This is a genomic window from uncultured Luteimonas sp., assembly GCF_947492465.1.
Classification (GTDB): Bacteria; Pseudomonadota; Gammaproteobacteria; order Xanthomonadales; family Xanthomonadaceae; genus Luteimonas.
Map to the genome: position 1 here is coordinate 195,219 of NZ_CANLNF010000003.1, position 19,020 is coordinate 214,238.

A 19,020-nucleotide genomic window follows, 5' to 3' on the forward strand; every position below is an offset into this window, starting at 1 on the left:
CAGGGTAGCGGATCGACTTCGCCGCGGCGCCGGCGCCCCGCCGCCGCGGCGTGGGCGACTCAGAACCGGTAGCGCAGTCCCAGCATGTAGCGCGGTCCGGTCTGGGTGGCGTAGAACACCTGCCGCTCGTGCCGGCCGTGCGACCGCATGGTTTCGTCGGTCAGGTTGATCGCCTCGGCGTGCAGCGAGAGGTTCTCGTTGACCTGGTAGCTGACGTTGACGTCCAGCTGGCCGTAGGCCTCGACGTAGACCGGGTTGGGGCGCCAGCTGTCGAAGGTGCTCGAGAGGAACTCGTCGCGCCAGTTGTAGGCCGCCCGCAGCTGCCACGGTCCCTGGTCGTAGAACGCCACCAGGTTGGCCGAGTCGCTCAGCCCCACCAGCGCGAACTGGTCGCCCAGGTTGTGGTTGTCGTAGGTGAGGTCGGATTCGACGATGGTGTAGTTGGCCGACATGCCGAAGCCGCTGCCGCCGAACATGTGCTGGACGTTGAGTTCCCAGCCGTCGAGCTGCGAGGACTCCTTGTTCACCGGCACGGTGACGCGGAACACCGCCAGCGGATCGCCCGGCATGCCGGCGATGGTGCCCAGCGGCTGCCCGTCGGTGCCTACCCCGGTCTGGACGACGCCCGGCGTGCCGGCGTAGTTTTCGAAGATGTAGTTGCGCACGCAGCCGCGGAAGTCGATCGCACCCTGGGTGCATCCGCTGGCGACGGCCTCGTTGAAGTACGCGCCGCCCACCGGCGTGCGCAGGTCGAACGGCGAGATCTCGGTGACCGACGTGCCGATGTAGTTGTCGATGTCCTTGCGGAAGTAGCCGACGGACAGGTAGCTGCCCTCGTCGTAGTACCACTCGAAGGACAGGTCGAAGTTCTTCGACTCCAGCGGCTTCAGGCCCGGGTCGCCCTGCGAGCCGGTACCACCTTCGTAGGCGGCGAACGAGTCGAGCGTCTGCCCACCCTGGATGTGGTTCCACTGCGGCCGGCCGATGCTGTGGCCGTAGCTGCCGCGCAGGATCATGCTGTCGGTGATCTCCAGGCCCAGGTCCACGCTGGGCAGCCAGTAGTCGTACTCGCCGCGCAGGGTGGTGAAATCGGGATCGCCGAACTGGACGGAGAACTCGTTGTTGCCGGTCCACAGCAGCCCGGTCGCGATCGGCACCAGCGCGCTGGAGGTCACCTCGGTTTCCTCGTAGCGCACGCCGACGGCGAGGTTGAGCGGCATGCCCAGGTCGAAGGTGTTGCTCCACTGCACGAAGGCGCTGCGCGATTTCTCGGTGGTGCGACGGTCCGTCGTGAAATCCGGCGGCGGCAGGTAGGCCGCCTCGTCGCCGCCACGCGCGGCGATCGCCGCCTCGCGCAGGCGCGCGAAGTCGAACAGGTAGAACTGGCCGAAGGCGTCGCCGCTGCCCGGGAACTGGTCGAAGTAGCGACTGATGTCGTCGGCGATCCACAGATCGTCCGCATAGTCCGCCGCTCCGCCGCCGAAACCACCCCAGTCATCGCGCTGGGTGAAGTTGTAGGCGGTCCGGTTCTGCACCTCGGTGTAGGACACACCGAAGTCCAGCCGCGAATAGTTCTCGAAATCGAAGCGGCCACGCACCTGGCCCTGGTCGACTTCCGACTTCATGTAGCTGTTGCGGAAGGACGAGCCGGTCACCATCATCCCGTCGGCGCCGACCGACGTCATGCCCGGCGGCAACAGCACCGAGAGCACCGGGAAGTCGCCGCTGAAGTCCACGTTGGTGACGCCACGTGCGAACGCGGCGGTGCCGATCACGTTGTTGGAGCCGAACGGGCTGTCGGCGCCGGACTCGGCGCTTGAGCTGTGGTAGTCGAACTCGAGGCTGAAGGCGTCGGACACGTCCCAGGCCACGTTGAAGCCCAGCGACTTGTTCTCGTTCTTCGTCGCATTGAGCGAACCGGCCATCGCCAGGTCGCCCCAGCGCGGCTCGAAGCCCGCCGGACAGACGTTGGCGCCGTCGCTGGCAGTCCACTGTTCGGTGGCCGGGTTGAAGCAGCCGGCGTACTCGGTGTAGCTGGTCGGTGCCGCGACCGGGCCGTCGGTCCACGCCGTTTCCGAGGCGGCCTGGTTGAACCAGGTCGACAGCTCATGGCGGCGCGCCTGGATCCTGTTCTCGGCATAGGTGTAGTCGAGGGTCGCGGTGACGCTGTCGGTCGGCGCCCACTGCAGGGTGGCCTGCGCGTTGGTGCGCTGGCGCTGCACGCCGTTGACCGCATAGATCAGGTTCTGCGGGATCGAGTAGATGTCGCCCTCGCCGGGCGGATTGGTCGCGTTGCCCGCCGTGGCGACCGGGCCGGTGCCGCCGGGGAAGGCGTACCAGCCGCCACCCACCGCCGCCTCGTTGTAGCCGAAGTCGCGATCCTGGTAGCTGCCGCTCAGCGCGATGCCGACCCGGCCATCGGCGAAGGTGTCGCTGAAGATGCCCGACAGTTCTCCGGTCCAGTTGTCGCCGCGCATCGGCCCGGGCAGGTTGTCGACCGAACTGTCGTTCACCGCCTTCAGCCCCACGCTCGCGAGCGGGCCGCTTTCGAGCGGGCGCGCGGTCTTGATGTTGATCGTCGCACCGATGCCGCCGGTCGGCGTCTGCGCGCGGCTGGTCTTGTAGACCTCCACGCCCGAGATCGACTCGGAGGCCAGGTTGGCGAAGTCGAAGGCGCGCGAGTTCGATGCGTTGGTCGCCTCGATGCTCGAGGCGGGCATCTGCCGGCCGTTGAGCAGCACCAGGTTGAAGTCGGGACCAACGCCGCGAACGGTGACGCGCGAGCCCTCGCCCATCGAGCGGTCGATCGACACGCCGCTGATGCGCTGCAGCGATTCGGCCAGGTTGGTGTCGGGGAACTTGCCGATGTCCTCGGCGACGATCCCGTCGACGATGCCCTGGGCATCGCGCTTGAGGTTCATCGACGATTCCAGGCTCGCGCGGATGCCGGTGACGACGATCGCCTCGAGTTCGGCAGGTTCCTGGTTCGTTACCTGCGGCGCCGCGGGCGCGGTGTCCTGGGCAACGGTTTGCGCCGCGAGCGGCGGGGCCAGCGCGATGAGCAGCGCCGACGTCAACAGGCGCCGCTGGGGCGCTGCTTTGATGGTTTTCATGAACCTTCCCTCTCCCAAGGTCGTCACGAATCAGGTTGAGTAGCCAGACCGGCGTGCCGGCGGCGGGCTGGATTAGGAAGGTCGCTGACAGCGTTGTCAACCCTTGTTTTCACGGCTCCGCGACTGTTAGCGCTATCTTTCTCTTGCGCTTGTCTGCGGCAGCTTGGAGCGCCACGGAGCGCGTCGTAGACGCGTCATGGAGTGGCAGCGTTCGCTGCGCCCCGAGTCAGCAGATGTCGTGACGGGTCATGCCCGAGCGCACTGGAAGCACCGGCATGCGCAAGCGGCTGCGGCGATTGCCGCAGACCGGGCGGTGCGGCGGCTCAGACCCTTCGTGGGCCGGTCGATCGACGCAACTGCAGCGTGTACGGCACGGTGACCATGCCGCCGTGTTCGCGGTCGCGGATCGCCTTGAGCAGTTCCGCGCCGGCAATCCGGCCCATCTCGCGCGTGGGTTGGCGCACGGTGGTCAGGGTGGGATAGATGTGGCGCGCGATCGGCGTGTCGTCGAAACCGCAGACCGAGATGTCGCGCGGCACCGAGAGGCCACGTTCGCAGATCGCGCCGATCGCACCGGCGGCCATGTCGTCGTTGGCCGCGAAGATCGCGGTGGGCGGATCGGGCAGGTCGAGCAGGCGGTTGGTGGCCGCGAACCCGGAGTCGTAGGAGAACTCGCCGTCGGCGATCAGCGCCTCGTCCAGCGCCAGGCCGGCGCGCGCCATGCCCTCGCGGTAGCCCGCCAGGCGCCACTTGCTCGCGCCATGCGCCGGGTGGCCCTTGATGTGGGCGATGCGGCGGTGTCCGAGCGAGGCGAGGTGTCCGATCATTTCGGTCACCGCGCTGGGCTCGTCGACGATCACGCCGATGCGCCGGTTGCGCTCGGTCGGCGAGATGCTGGCCCAGGGAATGTCGAGCTCATCCAGGCGCGCGAGCAAGGCCGCGTCGTCGGTGATCGGCGGCGTCAATACCACGCCGTCCAGGCGCGACTGCAGCACCAGCGATTCGACCTTGGACACGATGTCCTTGGCGTCGTACACCAGCGGCGCCAGCATCAGGTTGTAGTGCTGCGCCTGGCAGGCGTCGAGCACGCCCTGCTCGACTTCCATCAGGTAGTTGCTCGACGGATTGTCGTACAGCATCGCCACCAGGTAGGACTTGCGGCCGGCCAGCACGCGGGCCGACGGATGCGGGCGGTACTGCAGGCGTTCGACCACCTCGCGCACCCGCTCGCGGGTGCGTTCGGACACGTTGGGCTCTTCGTTGAGCACGCGCGAGACGGTCTTCATCGACACGCCCGCCTCGGCAGCCACATCCTCGATCCTGACTCGCACCATCGGTCTGCCGGTTCCCGTCGCAAAGCCTGCGGATTCTGCCAGACCGCCGCCGTCGCGGCCCGGCCGGTCCTGCGCAGGCCCGTCCCTGTCGCCCGTGTTCATTCCCTTCCCCGGCTGGCGCCGCTTGTGCTGTGCAGCAAGCATCGTGGACGCGGAGCGGGTATGGTGCGCGATCTGACAACGCTGTCATGTCGCGGCGCAGCATCGGGCGCGGCAAATGGCCTGCATCCAGTCCGGATCCGACCGGTCCGAAAGCCCCAGGGGACGTCTTTCATGAGCACACCTCGCACCTCACTCGCCGTCTCGCGACTGTGCGCAAGCCTGGCCGCGGCGCTGCTGCTGGCCGGTTGCGGCGAGCGCAGCGGCGAAGCCAATGCCGCCACCGCGCAGCCCGAAGAGACCATCGCCGCGGCCGGTTCCGACGCCGGCGCGATCGATCCGGCCAACTGGCCGCAGCCGCAGTGGCCGTTCGCCGACGACCCCGCGCTCGAGAAGAAGGTCGATGACCTGCTGGCAACGATGACGGTCGAGGAGAAGGTCGGCCAGATCGTGCAGGGCGACATCGCCAGCGTCACCCCGGACGACGTGCGCAAGTACCGGCTGGGCTCGATCCTGGCCGGCGGCGGTTCCGATCCCGGCGGCAAGTACAACGCGAAGCCGGAGGAGTGGCTGGCGCTGGCGGACGCGTTCTGGGAAGCGTCGATGGACACCAGCGGCGGCGGCAAGCCGATCCCGGTGATCTGGGGCATCGACGCCATGCACGGCCAGAGCAACATCGTCGGCGCGACGCTGTTCCCGCACAACATCGGCCTGGGCGCGACGCGCAATCCCGAACTGCTGCGCGAGATCGCGCGCATCACCGCGATCGAGACGCGCACCACCGGCATGGAGTGGACCTTCGCGCCGACCGTGGCGGTGCCGCAGGACGATCGCTGGGGCCGCGCCTACGAAGGCTATTCCGAAAGCCCGGAACTGGTCGCCAGCTACGCCGGCGTGTTCGTCGAGGGCCTGCAGGGCAAGCCCGGCACGGCCGAGTTCCTCGACGACCACCACGTGATGAGTTCGGTCAAGCACTTCCTCGGCGACGGCGGCACCGCCAACGGCAAGGACCAGGGCGACACCGTGGTGACCGAGGCGCAGCTGCGCGACATCCACGCCGCCGGCTACGTGCCGTCGATCGCGGCAGGCGCACAGGCGGTGATGGCGTCGTTCAACAGCTTCCACGGCGAGAAGATGCACGGCCACAAGCCGCTGCTGACCGACGTGCTCAAGCAGCGCATGAACTTCGGCGGCTTCATCGTCGGCGACTGGAACGGCCACGGCCAGGTGCGCGGCTGCACCAACACCGACTGCGCGCAGACCTTCGTCGCCGGCCTCGACATGGCGATGGCGTCCGACAGCTGGAAGGGCATGTACGAATCGACCCTGCGCCACGTCAAGGACGGCACGCTGCCGATGGCGCGGCTGGACGATGCCGTGCGCCGCATCCTGCGGGTGAAGTTCCGCGCCGACCTGTTCGCCAAGCCCAAGCCGTCCGAGCGCGCGCTGGGCGGCAGGTTCGAGCTGCTGGGTTCGCCGGAGCATCGCGAGGTCGCCCGGCGCGCCGTGCGCGAGTCGCTGGTGCTGCTCAAGAACCAGAACGGCATCCTGCCGCTGTCGCCCAAGGCCAGCGTGCTGGTCGCCGGCGACGGCGCCGACAACCTGGCCAAGCAGTCCGGCGGCTGGACGCTGACCTGGCAGGGCGACGGCACCTCGCGCAAGGACTTTCCCAATGCCGATTCGATCTGGGACGGGCTCAAGGCGCAGATCGATGCCGCCGGCGGCCATGCCGAGTTCGTCGAGGACGGTGCCTACACGCGCAAGCCCGACGTGGCGGTGGTGGTGTTCGGCGAGGAACCGTATGCCGAGTTCCAGGGCGACCTGTCGAACCTGATGTTCAAGTCCGGCAAGTCCGGCGACCTGGAGCTGATGCGGAAGCTCAAGGCCGACGGCATCCCGGTGGTGGCGGTGTTCCTCAGCGGCCGGCCGCTGTGGCTCAACCGCGAGATCAACGCCGCCGACGCGTTCGTCGCCGCCTGGCTGCCCGGCTCGGAAGGCGCCGGCGTGGCCGACGTGCTGCTGCAGGGCGCGGACGGCAAGCCGCAGCACGACTTCAAGGGCAAGCTCAGCTTCTCCTGGCCGCGTCGCGCCGACCAGTACGCCAACAACGTCGGCCAGGAAGGCTACGACCCGCTGTTCCCGTTCGGCCACGGCCTGACCTATGCCGACAAGGGCGACCTGGCCGCGCTGCCCGAGGAGCCGGGCATCGATCCGGACGCCGGCTCGGCCAATACCTGGTTCGTGCGCGGCGCGCCGACCACCGGACTGACCCTGCGCCTGGTCGGCGCCGACGGCGTCGCGATGGACGTGGTGCATCCGGCAGCGAAGACCGCGGACGGTTCGCTGGAGATGAGCGCGATCAACACCGAGGTGCAAGAAGGCGCGCGCCTGTTCAACTGGACCGGCGCAGGCGCGGTGCAGCTGCTGTCCTACCAGCCGCTCGACCTCTCGCGCGAGACCAACGGCGACGTGCCGGTGGTGCTGGAACTGCGCGTGGACGCGTTGCCCGCCACTCCGGACGCGACGCTGTCGGCCGGTTGCGGCGAGGGTTGCGCCGGCGAGGCGGCGATCGGCGAGGCGCTGGCGAAGCTGCCGCGCGGCGAGTGGACGCGCCTGGGCGTGCCGCTCAAGTGCCTGCGCGCGGGCGGTGCGGATACCGCGCGGCTGGTGCTGCCGTTCGCACTGCGTGCCGCCGCCGGCACGACGCTGGCGCTGAGCGGCGTCTCGGTCAGCACCGAGTTCGACCATCTGGCCGGCTGCGCCACCGAATAGCTCTTCCTCCGCCGGGACGTGCCGCTCTCCGATCGGCCGTCCCGGTCTTTTTCTGCCGCGAGGGGAACCGGGGGTGCGGGTCCTGTGCAACGCTGCGATGCGCACGGGGCCACGGGCGATCAGGCGGCAAGGGGCTAGACTCGTCTGCCCGCCTCCGCGAGCGTGCCCCATGATCGACCTGCACTACTGGCCGACGCCGAACGGCCACAAGATCACCCTGATGCTCGAGGAGCTGGCCGAGGCCGGCGCCGGGCTGGAATACGCGGTCCGCCCGGTCAACATCGGCCAGGGCGACCAGTTCCGCGCAGAGTTCCTCACGATCTCGCCCAACAACAAGATGCCGGCGATCGTCGACCATGCGCCGGCCGACGGCGGCGCGCCGCTGAGCGTGTTCGAATCCGGCGCGATCCTGCTGTACCTGGCGGAGAAGACAGGACGCTTCCTGCCCACCGGCCTGCGCGAGCGCACCGTCGTGCTGGAATGGCTGTTCTGGCAGGTGGCCGGCCTGGGCCCGATGACCGGGCAGTACGGCCACTTCCACGTCTACGCGCCGGAACAGATCGACTACGCGAAGAAGCGCTATGCCGGCGAGGCCAACCGCCTGCTCGGCGTGCTGGACCATCGCCTGGCGGGCCGCACCTTCATCGCCGGCGACGGCTACAGCATCGCCGACATGGCCGCCTACCCCTGGGTCGGTGCCTACGACAGTGCGCCGATCGACCTGTCGCCGTATCCGGAAGTGCGGCGCTGGCAGGCCGCGATCGCCGCCCGCCCGGCGACGCAGCGCGCGTATGCGCTTGCCCGCCAGGTCAATCCCGACCTCGGCAAGCCGATGGGCGAGGAACAGAAGCGGGTGCTGTTCGGCACCGCGCCGCGGCGGACCTGAGCCGCGTCGACGCGCCCCCGTCGCCCGGCAGGCCCGCGCACCGGGGCGCGGCTGGCATCGGCGGGAAGCCGGGAGGCCTTGCGCGCCTCCGCGGCAGGGGCGGTCCGCGCCGCGGGGCCGTCGCCGCAACGCCGCTCCTACAATAGGCGCGATGTCCGAGGGATCCTGCCCATGCGCCTTGCCGCCCTGCTCACCATGACCCTGGCTGCCGCCACCGCCACTGCCGCCCCCGCGGCGCCCGATTCCGGCCCGCGCCGGCTCACCCTGGAAGCCATCACCGGCGATGCGCCGCTGTCCGGGCCGACGCTGATGAAGCCGCAGGTCGCGCCGGACGGCTCGCGCGTGACCTTCCTGCGCGGCAAGGATGCCGACCGCAACCGGCTCGACCTGTGGGAATACGACGTCGCCAGCGGGCAGACGCGGATGCTGGTCGACTCGCGCGTCGTGCTGCCGGGCGAAGAAGCGCTGAGCGACGAGGAGAAGGCGCGGCGCGAGCGCCAGCGCATCGCCGGGCTGTCGGGCATCGTCGATTACCAGTGGGCGCCCGATTCGCGGCGGCTGCTGTTCCCGCTCGGCGGCGAACTGTACCTGTACGACCTGGACCGCGACGGCGGCGCCGCGGTGCGCAAGCTGACCGCCGGCGAGGGCTTCGCCACCGACCCGCGCATCTCGCCGGCCGGTGGCTACGTGAGCTTCGTGCGCGCACGCGACCTGTGGGTGATCGACCTGCGCGACGGCCGCGAACTGCGCCTGACCACCGACGGCAGCGACACCATCGGCAACGGCGTGGCCGAGTTCGTCGCCGACGAGGAGATGGACCGGCACACCGGCTACTGGTGGGCGCCCGACGATTCGGCCATCGCCTTCGCCCGCATCGACGAGTCGCCGGTGCCGCTGGTGCGCCGCTACGAGATGTACGCCGACCGCACCGAGGTGGTCGAGCAGCGCTACCCGGCCGCCGGCGAGCGCAACGTGCTGGTGACGCTGGGCGTGATCGCGCCGCAGGCGGGCGCCAGGCCGCAGTGGATCGATCTGGGCGCCGAGCGCGACATCTACCTGGCGCGCGTGGACTGGCGCGATCCGCAGCGGCTGACCTTCCAGCGCCAGTCGCGCGACCAGCAGCGGCTGGATCTCATTGAAACCACCCTGGCCACGGGCGCACAGCGCACCCTGGTGACCGAAACCTCGAAGACCTGGGTGCCGCTGCACAACAACCTGCGCTTCCTGTCCGACGGCCGCTTCCTGTGGTCCTCCGAGCGCGACGGCTACGAGCACCTGTACCTGGCGTCCGAGGATGGGAGCCAGCTCACCCCGCTCACCCGCGGCGACTGGCCGGTCGACGCGCTGCTGGCGGTGGACCAGGCCGCGGGCCTGGTCTATTTCAGCGCCGGCATGCGCGCCTCGCGGCCGGGCCTGGCCAACGACGCGGCCGCGCCGCCGGTCGCCGCGCCCACCGAGCGCCACGTGCACGTGGTGTCGCTCGACGGCGGGCAGGTGCGTACGCTCTCGCAGCCACCCGGCACCCACAACGCAAGCTTCGCGCGCAATGCCAGCGTCTACGTCGACAGCTGGTCCAACACCAACACGCCGCCGCAGATCGAGCTGTTCCGCGCCGACGGGACGCGCATCGCCAACCTGCTGCCCAATGCGCTGGACGATCCAGGCCATCCGTATGCGCCCTATCGCGACGCGCACCGTCCCACCCGCTTCGGCACGCTGACCGCCGCCGACGGCACCACGCCGCTGCACTACAGCCTGATCCTGCCGCCGGACTTCGACCCCGGCAGGCGCTATCCGGTGATGGTGTACGTCTACGGCGGCCCGGCCGCGCAGACGGTGCTCGACAGCTGGCCGGGCCGCGCCGACGCGTTCTTCAACCAGTACCTGGCGCAGCAGGGCTACGTGGTGTTCTCGCTCGACAACCGCGGCACCCCACGGCGCGGACGCGCGTTTGGCGGCGCGCTGTACGGCGTGCAGGGCACGGTGGAGGTCGACGACCAGCGCAAGGGCGTGGAATGGCTGCGCGCCCAGCCCTGGGTGGACGGAGAACGCATCGGCGTGCACGGCTGGTCCAACGGCGGCTACATGACCCTGATGCTGCTCGGCCGCGCGCCCGGCGACTACGCCTGCGGCGTGGCCGGCGCACCGGTCACCGACTGGGCCCTGTACGACACCCACTACACCGAGCGCTACATGGGCCTGCCCGACGCCAATCCGGCGGGCTACGCCGCCGCGCGCGTGCTCGCGCATTCGGCCGCGATCCGCCCGGGCGCGCTGCAGCTGGTGCACGGCATGGCCGACGACAACGTGCTGTTCAGCAATTCCACCGCGCTGATGAGCGACCTGCAGGCGCGCGGCACGGCGTTCGAGCTGATGACCTATCCGGGCGCCAAGCACGGCCTGCGCGGCAAGGACGCGCTGCACCGCTACCGGCTGGCCGAAGCCTTCCTCGACCGCTGCCTGCGCCGCTGAGCCGCGCTCAGCGCAGCCGGGCCAGCATGCGCTGGTGACCGATCAGGCGCGCCCAGCGCGCGCCCACGTCGGCCCAGCACACGTAGGCCGCCTCGCCGGCCAGGCGCCACAGCGCGGCCGGCCGCCACGACTGCACCGGTTCGGCCGCGCACAGTTCCCAACGCAGGCCCAGCTGGCCGGCCAGCAGCGCGCAGCGCGCCAGGTGGTAGCGGCTGCTGAGCAGGGTCACCGTGTCCGTCGCGGCGTCGGGCTGCCACAGCGCGCGCGCGTTGCGCAGGTTCTGCAGGGTGTCGCGCGAGCGGTCCTCCAGCACCAGCGGCGCGTCGGTCGGGATGCCGAGCTCGCGCAGATGCGCCTGCGCCAGCGCGGCCTCGGTCGGCGCGCCGGCCGGTCCACCGCCCAGCAGCAGCATGCTGCGCGGTGGGCGCTGCCGCCACAGGGTCGCCGCGCGCTGCAGGCGCGCCTGGAAATCCGGATCGGGACGCCCGCGCGGCGCATGCTTGCCGAACAGCAGCACGGTCTGGCCGCGGCCCGGCTCGCAGGGCGCGCTGCGGGCGATGCGGACCACGTGCACGAAGTAGCCCACGTAGACCACGCCCAGGCTCGCGACACAGGCCAGTCCGGCGACCGCGAGCGAGTGCAGCGCGTCGCGATCGGCCAGCAGGGCCAGCTTGTGGACCAGGCGCGACCGGGGCATCCGCGCGGCCTCCTCGCTCAGGGAACGCGCAGTCTATCCTCACCGGGCGGTCGCTATACTCGGGCGCCTTTTGCCTCCGAGCCGCCGTGCCAGCACCGTCCCTGCCCCGCCCCATGCCGCCCATCGCCATCCGCGCCTGGAGCGCGACCACGGCCCTGGGTCCGGGCGTGGCGGCGCAGGCGCAAGCACTGGCGGCACGTCGCGGCGGCCTGCGCCGCAACGATTTCGGACCGGCGCCGCTGCCCACGTGGATCGGGCGCGTGGACGGGCTCGAGGACGCGCCACTGCCGGCGCATCTAGCCGGCTGGGAATGCCGCAACAACCGCCTTGCCTGGCTGTCCCTGCAGCAGGACGGATTGCCCGAGGCGCTGGCGGCGCTGGTCGCGCGCCACGGTGCCGACCGCGTCGCGCTCGTCGTCGGCACCTCCACCTCGAGCATCGGCGCCAGCGAGGAAGGCTATGCGCGTGCGCAGGCCGACGGCGCCGCCTGCTTCCCCGAGGACCTGCGCCGGCCGATCGTCCACACCCCGCATTCGCTCGGCGATTTCCTGCAGCACGCCAGCGGCCTGCGCGGCCCCTGCATGACGGTGGCCACGGCCTGCTCGTCCAGCGCCAAGGTGTTCGCGCAGGCGGCGCGGCTGATCCACGCCGGCGTGGTCGATGCGGCCCTGGTCGGCGGCGTCGACACCCTGTGCGGCAGCGTGCTGTTCGGCTTCAACGCGCTGGGACTGGTATCGCCGGAGCCGTGCCGGCCGTTCGACGCCGGGCGCGACGGCCTGTCGCTGGGCGAGGCGGGCGGTTTCGCCCTGCTCGAACGCGCGACGCCTGGCGAGGGCGGCCTGCAGCTGCGCGGCTACGGCGAATCCAGCGACGCGCACCACATGTCCGCGCCGCATCCAGAAGGCCTCGGCGCCAGCCTGGCCATGCGCGATGCACTGGCACGCGCGGGCATCGACGCCGGCGAGGTGGGCTATCTCAACCTGCACGGCACCTCGACGCCGGCCAACGACGCGATCGAGGCGCGCGCGGTCGCCGACCTGTTCCCCGACACGCTGCACGCCAGCTCCACCAAGGGCTGGACCGGGCACACCCTGGGCGCGGCCGGGATCGTCGAATCGGTGATCGCCCTGATCGCGCTGCGCGACGGCGTGCTGCCGGGCATCCTCAACAGCGCCACACCCGATCCGGGCTGCGGCCCGCAGGTGCGCTTCGACAACGCGCAGCGCGCGATCGACTACGCGATGAACAACTCCTTCGGCTTCGGCGGCAACAACTGCTCGCTGGTATTCGGCCGCGGAGCGGCGGCATGAGCGCGCTCACCGCCCGCATCGCCGGCATCGGCTTCTGGAGCGACGGCCTGCCCGACTGGACCGCCGCGCGCGCCTACGCGATGTCGGGCGCGCTGCCGGCCGAGGCGCCGGCGCGGCCTGCGCCGGCGCTGCTGGCGCCCAACGAACGCCGCCGCGCGCCGCCCTCGGTGCTGGTCGCACTCGAGGTGGCGCTGGCCGCCTGCCGCGACGCCGGCATCGCCGCCGACACGCTGCCCTCGGTCTTCACTTCCACCCACGGCGACCTCGGCATCACCGACTACATGTGCGCCACGCTGGCGACCGCGCCGGGCGAACTCTCGCCGACGAAGTTCAACAACTCGGTGCACAACGCCGCCGCCGGCTACTGGACCATCGGCGCCGGCTGCATGAAAACCACCACTGCCATCAGCGCGCACCGCGCCAGCTTCGCGCAGGGCCTGGTCGAGGCGATGACGCAGCTGGCCACCGACGCGCAGGCGGTGCTGCTGGTCGGCTACGACACCGCGGCCAGCGGCCTGCTCGGCACGGTGACCCGCAGCGAGGGCCTGCTCGGCGCGGCCGTGGTGCTGGTGCGCGAGGGGCGCGGCCCGCGGCTCTCTGCACGACTCGCCGATGGCGAGGCCGAGCCGGGCGCCGGCGCGCTCGCGCTGCGTGCACGGGCCAATGCGATGGCGCCGATGCTGCCGCTGTTCGACGCGCTGGCGGCGGGCGACGCGGCGGTCGGACTGCATGCCGGTCCCCGCCGCCGGCTGCTGCTGGACATCGACCATGGCTGAGCAGCCGATCCTGCATCGCGGCAACGTCGCGGCCGTGATTCCCGCGCTCAACGAGGAGCTGCGCATCGCCGAGGTCGTGGCCGGCGCGCTCGCGCAGTGCGACCTGGTGATCGTGGTCGACGATGGTTCGGACGACGCGACCGCCAGCATCGTCGCCGCGACGCCGGCCGTGCTGCTGCGCCATCCGCAGCGCATGGGCAAGGGCCGTGCGCTGCGCGACGGCTTCGCCGAGGCCCTGCGCCGCGGCATGGCCGCGGTGGTGACCATGGACGGCGATGGCCAGCACGATGCGCGCGACATCCCGCGCCTGGTCGCCGCGGCCAACGCGCATCCGGGCAACATCGTCAACGGCGCGCGCCTGCGCAAGCGCAGCACCCAGCCCTGGTACCGGCGGATCGGCAACGATTTCGGCGACTGGGGCATCGCCTGGGGCTGCGGCTTCCGCCTGGTCGACAGCCAGAGCGGGCAGCGCCTGTATCCGGCGCAGGTGCTGGCGCTGCGCGACGTCCCGGGCGAAGGCTTCGTGTTCGAGGCGCAGATCCTGATCTCGGCCGCGCGCGAACTCGGTTTCGGGGTGGTGTCGGTGCCGGTCGAGACCCGCTATGCCGAGGCCGGCAGCCCACTGCAGTTCCGCAAGAGCCACTTCCGCCTGTTCCGCGACCTGTCGCGCATCACCACCCACGTGGTCGGCCAGGTGCTCGGCCACGGCCGGCTGCTGGACGCCTACCGGCGCAAGCGTGGCCGCGCGCCGGTGATCTTCGACCGCGATGCGGCCATGCCGGACGAGCAGCGGCAGCGAGCCGGGCAGTGAACGCGGCCGCCCGTCCGCTGCGCTAGTCTCGCAGTCCCGTCTTTCCCCCAAAGCGCGCCCATGCCCCAGACCGACAAGCGGACCGACGTCATCATCCTCGGCGGCGGCCTGGCCGGCCTGACCCTGGCCCTGCAGCTGCGCCTGCGCGCGCCGTCGCTGTCGGTCACCGTGGTCGAACGGCGCCCCCATCCGGTGCGCGAAGGCGCGTTCAAGGTCGGCGAATCCACGGTCGAGATCGGCGCGTACTACTTCGCCGACGTGCTCGGGCTGCGCGAGCACCTGGAAGCCGAGCAGATCCGCAAGTTCGGGTTCCGCTTCTTCTTCTCCGACGGCAGCCAGGCCATCGATGGCTGCACCGAACTGGGCGTGAGCCAGCTGCTGCCGACGCCGTCGTGGCAGATCGACCGCGGCCGTTTCGAGAACTTCCTCGGCGAGCGCGCACGCGCGCAGGGCGTGGAGTTCCGCGACGCCACGACGGTGCGCAGCCTGGCGCTGGCCGAGGGCGACGAAGACCACGTGGTCGGCATCGAACACGAGGGCCAGTCGCTGCAGTTGCGCAGCCGCTGGCTGCTCGACGCCAGCGGGCGCGCCGGCCTGCTCAAGCGCAAGCTCGACCTGGCCAAGCCCAACGACCACGACGTCAACGCGGTCTGGTGGCGGGTGGAGGGGATCATCGATCCCAACGCCTGGTCGCAGGACGCGGCCTGGCTGCAGCGCTGCGACCCGCCCGACCGCTGGCGCTCGACCAACCACATGTGCGGCCCGGGCTACTGGTTCTGGCTGATCCCGCTGGCCTCGGGCGCGCATTCGCTGGGGATCGTCTGCGACGCGAAGATGCACCCGCTCGAGACCATGAACACGCACGCCAAGGCCATGGACTGGCTGCACCGTCACCAGCCGCAGGTGGCGCAGTGCCTGGAGCGCGACGGACATGCGGTGCAGGACTTCCTGTTCCTGCGCAACTTCTCCTACAGCGCAACGCAGCTGTTCTCGACCCGGCGCTGGGCGATCACCGGCGAGGCCGGCGTATTCCTCGATCCGTTCTATTCGCCGGGCAGCGACTTCATCGCGATCGCCAACACCTACATCTGCGACCTGCTCGCGCGCGATGCCGCGGGCGAGGCGTTCGAACCCTACGTGTCGCTGTACGAGCAGCTGTACTTCTCGTTCTACGAGAACACGCTGCCCCTCTACCAGGACCAGTACGCGCTGTTCGGCGACGAGCGGGTGATGCCGGTGAAGGTGATCTGGGACTACACCTACTACTGGGCGCTGCTGGCGCCGCTGTTCTTCGGCGGGCGGCTGACCGACCTGCCGACGCTGGGCCGGCTGCGGCCCCTGTTCGAAGAGGCCAGCGCGCTCAACCTGGCGATGCAGCCGCTGCTGCGCGAATGGGGCGAGCGCAACCAGGGCCGCGCCGCGCCGGAACCGCGCCTGCTCGACCAGTTCCGGATCGACTGGTTCCGGGAGATGAACGGCCAGCTCGGCGACACGCTCGACACCCCCGCGTTCGTGCAGCGCATCACCGGCAACGTGGCGCGCATGCGCTGGCTGGCGGTGGAGATCCTGCAACGCGCCCGGAACGACCACCCCGACATCGACGCCCACGGCCTGCAGGAGCGCATCGGTGCGGACGCGGATGCCGCGCCCTCGCTGTTGCCGGTGTGGTACGCCGCAGAGGGTCTCGCGGCCTGACCGGCCGGGACCAGGCTCAGGGCGCGTCCGGCGGCGGCGGGTTCTCCACCCACACGGCGATGCCGCTGGCGTAGGTCTGGGTCGGCGAGATGTTGACGCCGACGCCCACGCTCGACGCGCTGCGCCCGCCGAACCGGCCGACGCCGCCACCGACGCTCACCGCGCTGTTGTCGGGCCCCTGGCCGGTGCCCTGCAGCAACACGCCGTTCGCGCCCAGGCTTGCGGCTTCCTTGCGCAGGTTGCGCAGCACCGCGTTGGACTTGTTCTGCGCGCCATAGGTGAATGCTCCGCTGCCCACGTCCAGCCGCGCGATCTCCTCGTAACCCCCCGGCGGCGGCCCGTAGTAGATGCGCACCTGTGCAGGATCGATGGGCGGACGCGGCGTGCCGGTCAGCACGTGCGAACTGGCGCAGGCGGCCAGCAGCGACAGCGCGGCGCAGGCCAGGAGGAAGGCGAATGGACGGGCCATGGCGGCGTTTCCCGGTTGGATCTGCGCCAGTGTCCGCCGCTGCCCGTGAACGCGATGCGACCCCACCGCCCCTCAGTTCTGGCCGATGCGCGCGCCGTCCACCGGATTCGCCAGCCAGCGCTTGATGTGCCAGGTCAGGGCGCGGAAATTGGCGTTCATCTGGAAACAGCCGCTGGTCAGGCCGCCGCCCCTGCCCTGCATCACGCCATTGAAGCCGGCCAGGCGCTCGCCATCCTGGTAGAGCGCACCGCGCACGCGCAGGGTCTGGGTGTGCTCGATGAACCAGTTGCCGCCCCACAGCGCATCGACGATCTCGACCTTGAGCACGCGCCCGCGCATGTCGGCCAGCGGCGCCTGCGCGGGCACCGCCACCTTGCGCAGCTCGCGCACCAGCGCCTGGGTGAAGTGTTCCGGCACCGCACAGTGCACGAGGATTTCCGGGTCGATGTCGGCACCCTCCACCACGGGCACCGGCACCTGCAGCCGGATCATGTCCCCGGCCGCCGCCGGAGCCACGGCCAGCCAGGCGAGCAGCAGGACTGCAACCAGTCGCATCGGTGTCCCCATGGGTCGCCACGCACATGCGGCGACGGACATGAAGCCGCGCGCAAGCCCGGGAGTCAACTCATGCCGCCGTCGATGCCGATCACCTGGCCGTTGATGTAGCCGGCCTCCTCCGAGCACAGGAAGCCGACCAGCGCCGCGATCTCCCCGGGAGTCCCCGCGCGCGCGGCCGGCACCATCTGCCGGATCGTCGCCGGGTCGAACGTCGCCTCGGCCATGCGTCCGGCGACGACCCCGGGGGCCACCACGTTGGCGGTGATTCCGCGCGAGCCCATCTCGCGCGCCAGCGACTTGCTCGCGCCATGCAGCGCGGCCTTGGCCGCCGCGTAGTTGGTCTGGCCACGGTTGCCCAGCACCGCCGCCACGCTCGACACGCTGACGATCCGGCCCCAGCGCGTGCGCGCCATCGGCAGCAGCAGTGGCTGGGTGACGTGGAAGAAACCGTGCAGAGACACGTCGATCACGCGCTTCCACTGCAGGTCCGACATGCCCGCCATCGGCGCGTCGTCGTGGATGCCGGCGTTGTTGATTACCACCTGCACCGGCCCGGCCTCGAGCAGGGCCTCCATCGCCGCGCGCGTCGCGTCGCCATCGGCCACGTCGAAGGCGATCGCCTCGGCGCTGCCGCCGGCCGCGAGGATATCGTCGACCACTGCCTGCGCCCGGGCCAGGTTCGCGTTGGCGTGCACGAGCACGTGCATCCCGCCGGTCGCCAGCCGCGCGCAGATCGCGCCGCCCAGGTCGCCGCTGCCGCCGGTAACGAGTGCCCGTTTCATCGCATCTTCCGTGCTGGGGACCGTCGATTATGCGGGCCGCCGCGCAGGGCCGCACCCGATGGGCCGGACCCGACCTCGGGTCGGCCCCAACTACGCCGGCGCCGGCGCGCTGCCTAAGCTGCGCGCACCCATGCCACGGATGCGCCCGCATGCTCGACGCCATCACCCCGTCGCCCTTCCCGCCCGCAAGCCTCGCCACGCCGCCGTTGACGGCGCTGCAGGCCGCGGGCGGCGGCAGCGATCTCGATGCCCACCTGGCCGGACTCGCCGACGCCGGCGAGCTGGACGGATTCCTCACGCAGACCACGGACGCGCTCGAACTCGCACGGCAGTCCCCGGTCTTCGCCGACCAGCTCGACCCGCTGCTGGGCGACATCCGCGGCGCACTGTCGCGGCTGGACGGCGACCGGCTCGATGCCGGCACGCGCGCCGCGGTCGATGCGGTGGTGGCGCGGCTGGACGAGCACCTGGGCACGACGGACGCGCCGGATCCGGCCATCGAGGTGCCCGGCGGCGGGCTCGAGGCGCACGAGGACGCCGGCGGCCACCTGATCGAGCGCCACGTCGGCAAGAGCGAGCAATGGCTGCTCGACCGCGTCGACCGCGAGAACATCAGCGCGGCCTCGAGCTTCCGCGACCTCCCCGGGGCCGAGCACGTCGTCGCGCAGACCATCGCTCTGCACCAGGATCGCATCGACGCCTGGGTCGGCGGCCAGGGCGGCAACCGCCTGGTGGTGGACGCGCGCTTCGATGCCAGCACCGGCATCTCGGTCGAGCGCGGAGACGACGCGGCGCGCGATGTCTTCTCGGTCAGGCTGGTCCTGGAGCGGTCCAGCCGGCTCGAGGACATCGGCTATAGAATCGTCACCGGCTACCCCACCGCCCCGTGAGCCGTATCCGGACGATGAGCGACTATCCCGCGCTGGAAAACTTCCTTGCCGCCTATTTCCACCAGGACTGGCAGGCCGAGCACGCCACGCCGGAAGCGGTGGTGGAGTACTACCGCAGCTCAGAATCCCCGGAGCAGGTCGCCGCGACGCATCGCGAGATCGGGCATCTGATCGCGCTCGGGCTGGACGAGGCCGCGCTGGGCGCCCGGCTGCGCGGGCTGGGCTGCGAGTTCGATCCCACGCGGGCGGGGCTGGGCTGGCGCGACTGGCTGGCGGCCATGCAGGCGCGGCTCCAGCCCGGAGCCTAGCGAAGGGCGACGTCCGCGGCCGGCGGAGCCCGATCCGGTGGCACGACC

Annotated in this window: 15 protein-coding genes; 9 read left to right on the forward strand and 6 right to left on the reverse strand. The window is 71.0% G+C overall.

All coding sequences use genetic code 11. From position 1 onward, the window contains the following. Positions 1-59: 59 nt before the first annotated feature. Both Q0863_RS08895 and Q0863_RS08900 read right to left on the reverse strand, forming a co-directional pair. Positions 60-3,113, reverse strand: coding sequence for a TonB-dependent receptor (locus Q0863_RS08895; protein WP_298577358.1), 3,054 nt, complete (start codon positions 3,111-3,113; stop codon positions 60-62). A gap of 323 nt (positions 3,114-3,436) precedes the next feature. Then, positions 3,437-4,447, reverse strand: a complete 1,011-nt coding sequence (locus tag Q0863_RS08900) for a LacI family DNA-binding transcriptional regulator (protein ID WP_298577359.1) — start codon at positions 4,445-4,447, stop codon at positions 3,437-3,439. 273 nt (positions 4,448-4,720) lie between these two features. On the opposite strand from Q0863_RS08900, the gene Q0863_RS08905 reads away from it, so the two are divergent. The 3 genes from Q0863_RS08905 (at position 4,721) to Q0863_RS08915 (ending at position 10,676) form a co-directional block, all read left to right on the forward strand. Further along, on the forward strand, positions 4,721-7,318 hold the full coding sequence (locus tag Q0863_RS08905) for a glycoside hydrolase family 3 protein (protein ID WP_298577361.1): 2,598 nt from the start codon (positions 4,721-4,723) through the stop codon (positions 7,316-7,318). A gap of 169 nt (positions 7,319-7,487) precedes the next feature. Next, entirely contained in the window at positions 7,488-8,204 is a 717-nt protein-coding gene (locus tag Q0863_RS08910) for a glutathione binding-like protein (protein WP_298577362.1), read from the forward strand. A gap of 195 nt (positions 8,205-8,399) precedes the next feature. After that, on the forward strand, positions 8,400-10,676 hold the full coding sequence (locus Q0863_RS08915) for a S9 family peptidase (RefSeq protein WP_298577798.1): 2,277 nt from the start codon (positions 8,400-8,402) through the stop codon (positions 10,674-10,676). Between the two features lie 7 nt (positions 10,677-10,683). Here the strand turns inward: Q0863_RS08915 and Q0863_RS08920 are convergent, their stop codons facing one another. Next, positions 10,684-11,373 (reverse strand): YdcF family protein, encoded by a 690-nt coding sequence (locus tag Q0863_RS08920; protein WP_298577364.1) that lies wholly within the window; start codon positions 11,371-11,373, stop codon positions 10,684-10,686. Positions 11,374-11,486: 113 nt separating this feature from the next. On the opposite strand from Q0863_RS08920, the gene Q0863_RS08925 reads away from it, so the two are divergent. From Q0863_RS08925 to Q0863_RS08940, 4 genes are read left to right on the forward strand one after another with little or no spacing between them, the layout of a single operon-like run. Further along, on the forward strand, positions 11,487-12,683 hold the full coding sequence (locus tag Q0863_RS08925; RefSeq protein WP_298577365.1) for a beta-ketoacyl-[acyl-carrier-protein] synthase family protein: 1,197 nt from the start codon (positions 11,487-11,489) through the stop codon (positions 12,681-12,683). Further along, entirely contained in the window at positions 12,680-13,459 is a 780-nt protein-coding gene (locus Q0863_RS08930) for a beta-ketoacyl synthase chain length factor (RefSeq protein ID WP_298577366.1), read from the forward strand. Before Q0863_RS08925 ends, Q0863_RS08930 begins: the two co-directional genes overlap by 4 nt. Next, positions 13,452-14,270, forward strand: coding sequence for a glycosyltransferase family 2 protein (locus Q0863_RS08935; protein WP_298577368.1), 819 nt, complete (start codon positions 13,452-13,454; stop codon positions 14,268-14,270). Before Q0863_RS08930 ends, Q0863_RS08935 begins: the two co-directional genes overlap by 8 nt. 60 nt (positions 14,271-14,330) lie before the next feature. Further along, positions 14,331-15,965 (forward strand): tryptophan 7-halogenase, encoded by a 1,635-nt coding sequence (locus Q0863_RS08940; protein WP_298577370.1) that lies wholly within the window; start codon positions 14,331-14,333, stop codon positions 15,963-15,965. 16 nt (positions 15,966-15,981) lie between these two features. Here Q0863_RS08940 and Q0863_RS08945 read toward each other — a convergent pair whose 3' ends face one another. The 3 genes from Q0863_RS08945 to fabG all read right to left on the reverse strand — a co-directional run bounded on the left by Q0863_RS08945 (position 15,982) and on the right by fabG (position 17,774). Then, positions 15,982-16,434 (reverse strand): hypothetical protein, encoded by a 453-nt coding sequence (locus tag Q0863_RS08945; RefSeq protein ID WP_298577371.1) that lies wholly within the window; start codon positions 16,432-16,434, stop codon positions 15,982-15,984. Between the two features lie 72 nt (positions 16,435-16,506). Then, positions 16,507-16,989 carry a hypothetical protein gene (locus Q0863_RS08950; protein WP_298577372.1) on the reverse strand — a complete coding sequence of 161 codons (483 nt, stop codon included), beginning with the start codon at positions 16,987-16,989 and terminating at the stop codon, positions 16,507-16,509. 65 nt (positions 16,990-17,054) lie between these two features. Next, positions 17,055-17,774: a 3-oxoacyl-ACP reductase FabG gene (fabG, locus tag Q0863_RS08955; protein WP_298577373.1), complete on the reverse strand. Its 720-nt coding sequence runs from the start codon at positions 17,772-17,774 to the stop codon at positions 17,055-17,057. Between the two features lie 149 nt (positions 17,775-17,923). Between fabG and Q0863_RS08960 the strand changes: the two genes are divergently transcribed. Further along, a complete protein-coding gene (locus tag Q0863_RS08960; protein WP_298577375.1) occupies positions 17,924-18,664 on the forward strand; it encodes an RNase A-like domain-containing protein in 741 nt (246 codons plus the stop codon). 14 nt (positions 18,665-18,678) lie between these two features. Beyond that, positions 18,679-18,972, forward strand: coding sequence for a contact-dependent growth inhibition system immunity protein (locus Q0863_RS08965; protein ID WP_298577377.1), 294 nt, complete (start codon positions 18,679-18,681; stop codon positions 18,970-18,972). Positions 18,973-19,020: the final 48 nt, after the last annotated feature.